The organism is Streptomyces phytophilus (assembly GCF_013870535.1).
GTDB classification, from domain to species: domain Bacteria; phylum Actinomycetota; class Actinomycetes; order Streptomycetales; family Streptomycetaceae; genus Streptomyces; species Streptomyces phytophilus.
Window position 1 is genome coordinate 1 of record NZ_JACBXC010000258.1, and the last position, 6,241, is coordinate 6,241.

Genomic DNA, 6,241 nt, shown 5'->3' on the forward strand with positions numbered 1-6,241 from the left:
GCCGCTGTCGCTCGACGAGGTCTTCGCCGCCGTCGGCGACCCCGCCGCGGGCGGCACGGCGCTCTTCGTCGGCACGGTCCGCGACCACGACCGGCAGGCGGCGTCCGAGCGCGTCCTGGACGTGACCGCGCTGGGGTACTCGTCCCATCCCACCGCCGAGGCCGAGATGCGCCGTATCGCGGAGAAGGTCGCGGCCGACTATCCGGTACGGGCCCTGGCCGCCGTCCACCGCGTGGGCGAACTGGCCGTGGGCGATCTCGCCGTCGTCGTCGCGGTCTCGTGCCCGCACCGCGCCGAGGCGTTCGACGCCTGCCGGAGCCTGGTCGACACCCTCAAGCGCGAAGTTCCCATCTGGAAACACCAGAAGTTCACGGACGGGACGGAGGAATGGGTAGGCGCTGGCTGAGGTTGTCGAGTTGCGTAACTTCCGGGCCCGCGTGAGCGTTGGCTTATCGGAAAGAAGTCACGTCAGCTAGGAGCACGGGATGGCAGCGATAGCCTGGTTGGTCATACCCCTCGCGTCGGCCGGGGCGGCCGCGATATGGGCGGGCTGGGCCACGCGGACCCGCAAGGTCGGCGACAGCACGGAACTGGCGGGGTACGCCCGGTTCCGGGAAGCCATGGAGCGTAGCCACTCGCGTTCCGGGGCCGCTTGAGCGTCCCGTACTGTCGTTCTATGCCACGCCGCACGGCGACGCTGCTCGCCTCCACCGTGACGCTGCTCGCCATCCTCGTCGCCGGAGTCTTCATCCCCGTGCCCTACGCGGAGATGTCGCCCGGGCCCACGGTGAACACCCTCGGGGACCACGACGGCGAGCCCGTCCTGCATATCGAGGACCGCAAGACGTACCCCACGAGCGGCCACCTCAACATGACGACGGTCCGCGTCACGGGCGCCGACTACAAGATGAACCTCGTCGAGGCCGTCTACGGCTGGCTCTCGCCCGACGACGCGGTGGTGCCGCGCGAGTCGCTGTACCCGGACGACAGCACCGCCGAGGAAGTCGACCAGCAGAACGCCGAGCAGTTCACGGCGTCCCAGGAGAGCGCCAAGGTCGCCGCGCTCGACGAGTTGGGCATCGACTTCACCACCCGCGTGATCGTGGCCTCCGTGGTCGCGGGCGGCGCCGCGCAGGGCACGTTGCACGCCGGCGACGTGATCAAGGCGGTCGACGGCAAGCCCGTCGACGGGCCGGGCGACGTGGTCGATCTGGTCACCAGCCGCAAGCCGGGGGAGAAGGTCACGTTCCGGATCGTCCCCGCGGACAAGGCGGAGAAGGCCGAGAAGAACGGCGAGGACCCCCGCAAGCTGCCGGGCGAGGAGCTCACCGTCACCACCCGGAAGTCCGACCAGGACCCCGGCAAGGCCGTGGTCGGCATCTCGGCGGGCACCGCGCACACCTTCCCGTTCGAGATCGACATCAAGCTCGCCGACGTCGGCGGCCCCAGCGCCGGGCTGATGTTCGCGCTCGGCATCGTCGACAAGCTCACCAAGGGCGACCTCACGGGCGGCGAGTTCGTCGCGGGCACCGGCACGATCAACACCGAGAGCCAGGTCGGGCCGATCGGCGGCATCCACATGAAGACCATCGGCGCGCGCGACCAGGGCGCGAAGTTCTTCCTTACGCCCGCGGCGAACTGCGCCACGGCCGCCCGGGACATACCCGACGGGCTCACACTCATCGAGATCCGCACGATGTCCGACGCCATGGACGCGCTGAAGGACATCCGCGCGGGCAACCTCGACCGGCTCGACGAGTGCGAGGAGTAGCCGCGCGGGCACAGGGCACGCGCGGCGTGCGAAGGCCGGCCACCCCGCCGGGGGCGGCCGGCCGTTGCGGCGCGGTCAGTCGAACGTCGCCGCCAGCGCCCGGGCGAGCCCCGGCACCAGCTCCGGCCCCGTGAGCACCTCGGTGGGGGCGTCCTTCGAGCGCAGCCGCAGCGCGGCCTCCCGGCTGCCGTCGCGCAGTACGCCCACGGTCATGCGGACCTCCTCGCGCCGCGGATGCCCGGCCACCCAGGCGGCGAGCCCCTCCTCGTCGAGGTCGCCGGGGACCTCGGCCTCCGCCGCGGGCGGGAGCATCAGGCGCTCGACCGTGAGCGCGCAGCCGCCGACCGCGTCGGGCCAGGCGATGGTGGCGAGGAACTCGTCGAGCGGCTGCCCTTCGGGCAGTTCCTGCTGCTCGATCGGCGTGTACGAGACCTGCGCGGCCGGCCCCGCCGCGAACCCGGCGCCGTCGTCGGGGCCGTCGTCCGCGCCGAGGTCCAGCCGCTGGGCGAGCCCCGGCTCCTGCGCGCGCAGCCGCGCGGTGTCGACGAGGGCGAAGAGCCGCGGCGGCCGGTCCCAGCCGAAACCGGCCGCGTACTCGTCGAGCTCCAGGACCGCGCGAGTCAGCGGGTCGGCTGCCAGGGGTGGACCGCCGGTGGGAGAGTTGGACATGCTCGTCATCCTGCCTCATCGCTCTCTGCCACCCCCCGGCGGGAACTGAGTAAAGCTTTAGTAAGTTGCCACATTGAGCCCCTGTGCCGCGGGGGCCGTATGACATGACGTTCACGTCTCGATCGAGGTGCCACCTTGGCTTTCCAGATGCCGGACCGCGGCGGGGGCCCCACCGGGCCACGGATCAGTGTGGGCAGGCCGTCCCGGCGAGTACGAACACTGCTGATGACCCTGGGTGTGCTCGCCATCCTGGGCATCGTCTTCGTCATGTTCGCCGGCTTCTGGACGGACTGGCTCTGGTACCGCTCCGTCGGTTATTCGTCGGTCTTCACCACCCGGTTGTGGACCAAGGTGGGGCTGTTCTTCGTCTTCGGCGTGCTGATGGCGTTCGCCGTGGGCTTCAACATGTGGCTCGCCCACCGGCTGCGGCCGCCGCTCAGCGCGATGTCGCTGGAGCAGGAGAGCCTCGACCGCTACCGGATGAACCTGGCGCCGTACAAGAAGTGGGTGCTGCTCGGCATCGCCACGCTGGTGGGTCTGATCGCCGGCGCCTCCGCGACCGGGCAGTGGCGCACCTGGCTGCTGTGGGTGAACGGCCAGTCGTTCGGGGAGAAGGACCCGCAGTTCCACAAGGACATCTCCTTCTTCGCGTTCGACCTGCCGTGGTACCGCTTCCTGCTCGGCTTCGGCTTCGCCGCGGTCGTGCTGTGCACCGTCGCCGCCGCGCTCACGCACTACCTGTACGGCGGCCTGCGGATCTCCAGCCCGGGCGCGCGCGCGACGTCCGCGGCGACCGGCCATCTCGCGGTGCTGCTCGGCACCTTCGTGGCGCTGAAGGCGGTGGCCTACTGGTTCGACCGCTACAGCCTGGCGACCAAGACCAGCGGTCTGAAGACCACCGACGGCTGGACAGGTCTGCGCTACGTCGACGCGAACGCCTATCTGCCCGCGAAGACGATCCTCTTCGTCATCGCGATCATCTGCGCGGTGCTGTTCTTCGCCACGCTGTGGCGGCGCACCTGGCAGTTGCCGCTCATCGGCCTCGGCCTGATGGTGCTCTCGGCGATCCTGATCGGCGGGCTGTACCCGGCGATCGTGCAGAAGTTCCAGGTGCAGCCGAACGAGCAGGCCAAGGAGACGCCGTTCATCGAGAAGAACATCGAGGCGACGCGCAAGGCGTACGACATCGATGGCTCCCAGGTGACGGAGTACTCGGGCCAGGCGCCCAAGGACACCACCAACGAGCAGTTGCGCAGCGCCATCGACAGCACGGCGAGCGTCCGCCTGCTCGACCCGAGCGTGGTCTCGCCGACGTACCAGCAGCAGCAGCAGGTCCGCGGCTACTACCAGTTCCCGGGCACCCTGGACGTCGACCGGTACGAGGACGAGGACGGCAACTCGCAGGACACCGTCGTCGGCCTGCGTGAGATCAACGTGAACGGCATCCCGGAGAAGGGCTGGATCAACAGCCACTTCCGGTACACCCACGGCTACGGCGTCGTCGCGGCCAAGGGCACCGAGGTCACCGATGACGGCGACCCGGCGTACACGGAGAAGAACCTGCCGCCCGAGGGAGAGCTGGGCGACTACGAGCCGCGCATCTACTACGGCGAGCAGACCCGCGACTACTCGATCGTGGGCGGCCCGCAGGACGAGGTCGACTACGCCGACGACTCCGGCGAGAAGACGTACCGCTACAAGGGCGACAGCGGCGTCGACCTGTCCAACCCGATCAACAGGGCCGCGTACGCGCTGACGTTCAGCGAGCCGCAGATCATGTACTCCGGTGCGATCGGCGACGGCTCGCAGATCATCTACAACCGCACCCCGAAGGAGCGGGTGGAGGCCGTCGCGCCCTGGCTGACGATCGACGGCGACCCGTATCCGGCGGTGGTCGACGGCCGGATCACCTGGATCGTCGACGCCTACACCACCAGCAACGGCTATCCGTACTCGACCAGGACCACCCTGGGCGACACGACGGCCGACTCGCTGACGGACGACCAGCGTTCGGTGATCGCGCAGCAGAACCAGGTCAACTACATCCGCAACTCGGTGAAGGCCACCGTCGACGCCTACGACGGCAGCGTGGACCTCTACGAGTGGGACACCGAGGACCCGGTCCTCAAGACCTGGATGAAGGCGTTCCCCGACACGGTCAAGCCGCGTGCGGAGATCAGCGACGCGCTGATGGACCATCTGCGCTACCCGCAGGACCTGTTCAAGGTCCAGCGCGAACTGCTGACCCAGTACCACGTCACGAGCCCCAAGCAGTTCTACTCCGGCAGTGAGCAGTGGGAGATCCCGGACGACCCGACCACCAAGGTCGAGTCCTCGGTGCCGCCCTACTACCTCAGTATGAAGATGCCGGATCAGGACTCGCGGACGTTCTCGCTGACGACCACGTTCACTCCACGCAACCGCAACAACCTGGGTGCGTACATGGCCGTGGGCGCGGACGCGCGGACGGACGACTTCGGGCAGATCAGAATCCTGAAACTGCCACCCAACAGTCCCGTGCCGGGACCGAAGCTCGTGCAGTCCAGATTCAACTCCAACGCCGCGATCGCCGACCAGATCAACATCCTGCAGAGAGGCGATTCGGAAGTCATCTACGGCAACCTGCTGACGGTGCCGTTGGAGGGCGGACTGATCTACATCGAGCCGGTGTACGTGCAAGGCACCGGCACCGGCTACCCACTGCTGCGCAAGGTGCTGGTCACCTACGGCGACCAGACGGCCTTCGAGGACACGTTGCCCAAGGCGCTGAACGTGGTCTTCGGGGTGGAGGACGCGACACCACCCGAGGACACGGGTGAGGAGCCACCACCGGAAGAGGAACCGCCGGCCGGTGACAGCCTCCAGGAGGCCGTGGAGGACGCCCAGAAGGCGTACGAGGACGGTCAGAACGCGCTCCAGGACCAGGACTGGGAGGCGTACGGCCAGGCCCAGGACGAGCTGGAGGAGGCCCTCCAGCGGATCGAGGACGCCGAGCAGCAGGCCGGCTCGAACGGCGACGAGGGAGCCGGTGGCGGATCCGGTGACGGCGGAGGCGGAGGCGGCGCCGACGGCGGCGGGGACGGCGGAGGCGGCAGTGATGCCGGTGATGCCGGCGATGCCGCTGACGGCGGAGGCGGCGAAGCCTAGGGCGGCCGTGGCCCGCCGGACGGGGACGTCCGGCGGGCCACGGGCCGCGCGGGCCGGTGGCGTTGGGGCCCCCGCCAGCGTGATAGCCTTACGGCACACGACGCGGGGTGGAGCAGCTCGGTAGCTCGCTGGGCTCATAACCCAGAGGTCGCAGGTTCAAATCCTGTCCCCGCTACGCGAGATCGAGGCCCGGAGTCCATCGGACTCCGGGCCTCGACGTGTGTCTGGCGTGTGATCCGGGGGTGCCGCGGGGGCGGTGGTGTCAGGGGCGGCGGATGTGTCGCGTGTGTGTTCTTGAGGTCATTGTTTTGGGGGTTGTGGGTGTGACGAGGTTTGATGAGTCGTCCTGTCGGGAAGTCGACAAACCGCTGTAGTGACCTTCCTGGCTGCGGTATACCAGGTGTACGCGGGTTGCAGGTGGTGCGACGATGGACCTCATGGGGGACGAGGCAAGGGTGTTGGACGCCCGTAGGACAGGGGGCACCGGTGGCCAGGAGCGCAAGGCTCCCGCCGCCACCGGTGAGTTGAGCGCTGCGCGCGGCCAGGATCCGGCCGTGGCGGAGCTCAGCGCGCGGGGCGCCGCCCTGCTGCGCAAGGGGGATCTGGACGGCGCCGAGCCGGTGCTGCGCGCCGCGACCACCGAGGGCGACCGGG

At 69.3% G+C, this 6,241-nt stretch carries 4 protein-coding genes and 1 tRNA gene; 4 read left to right on the forward strand and 1 reads right to left on the reverse strand.

Going from position 1 to position 6,241, the window contains the following annotated elements; translation table 11 throughout:
- Positions 1–406: molybdenum cofactor biosynthesis protein MoaE (locus H5J30_RS14085; RefSeq protein ID WP_181787779.1), on the forward strand; the 406-nt coding region annotated here is incomplete at its 5' end.
- A 270-nt stretch (positions 407–676) separates the two neighbouring features.
- Positions 677–1,771: a YlbL family protein gene (locus tag H5J30_RS14090; RefSeq protein ID WP_181787780.1), complete on the forward strand. Its 1,095-nt coding sequence runs from the start codon at positions 677–679 to the stop codon at positions 1,769–1,771.
- A gap of 75 nt (positions 1,772–1,846) precedes the next feature.
- On the opposite strand, the gene H5J30_RS14095 is transcribed toward H5J30_RS14090, so the two are convergent.
- Complete coding sequence (locus H5J30_RS14095; RefSeq protein WP_181787781.1) at positions 1,847–2,440, reverse strand: PPA1309 family protein; 594 nt, start codon at positions 2,438–2,440, stop codon at positions 1,847–1,849.
- Positions 2,441–2,587: 147 nt separating this feature from the next.
- Here H5J30_RS14095 and H5J30_RS14100 point away from each other — a divergent pair, with 147 nt between their 5' ends.
- Both H5J30_RS14100 and H5J30_RS14105 read left to right on the forward strand, forming a co-directional pair.
- The gene (locus tag H5J30_RS14100; RefSeq protein WP_258563311.1) at positions 2,588–5,587 is read left to right on the forward strand and encodes a UPF0182 family membrane protein; all 3,000 of its coding nucleotides are present in this window, start codon (positions 2,588–2,590) and stop codon (positions 5,585–5,587) included.
- A gap of 101 nt (positions 5,588–5,688) precedes the next feature.
- Positions 5,689–5,762: transfer RNA gene (locus tag H5J30_RS14105), tRNA-Met, on the forward strand.
- Positions 5,763–6,241 lie beyond the last annotated feature (479 nt).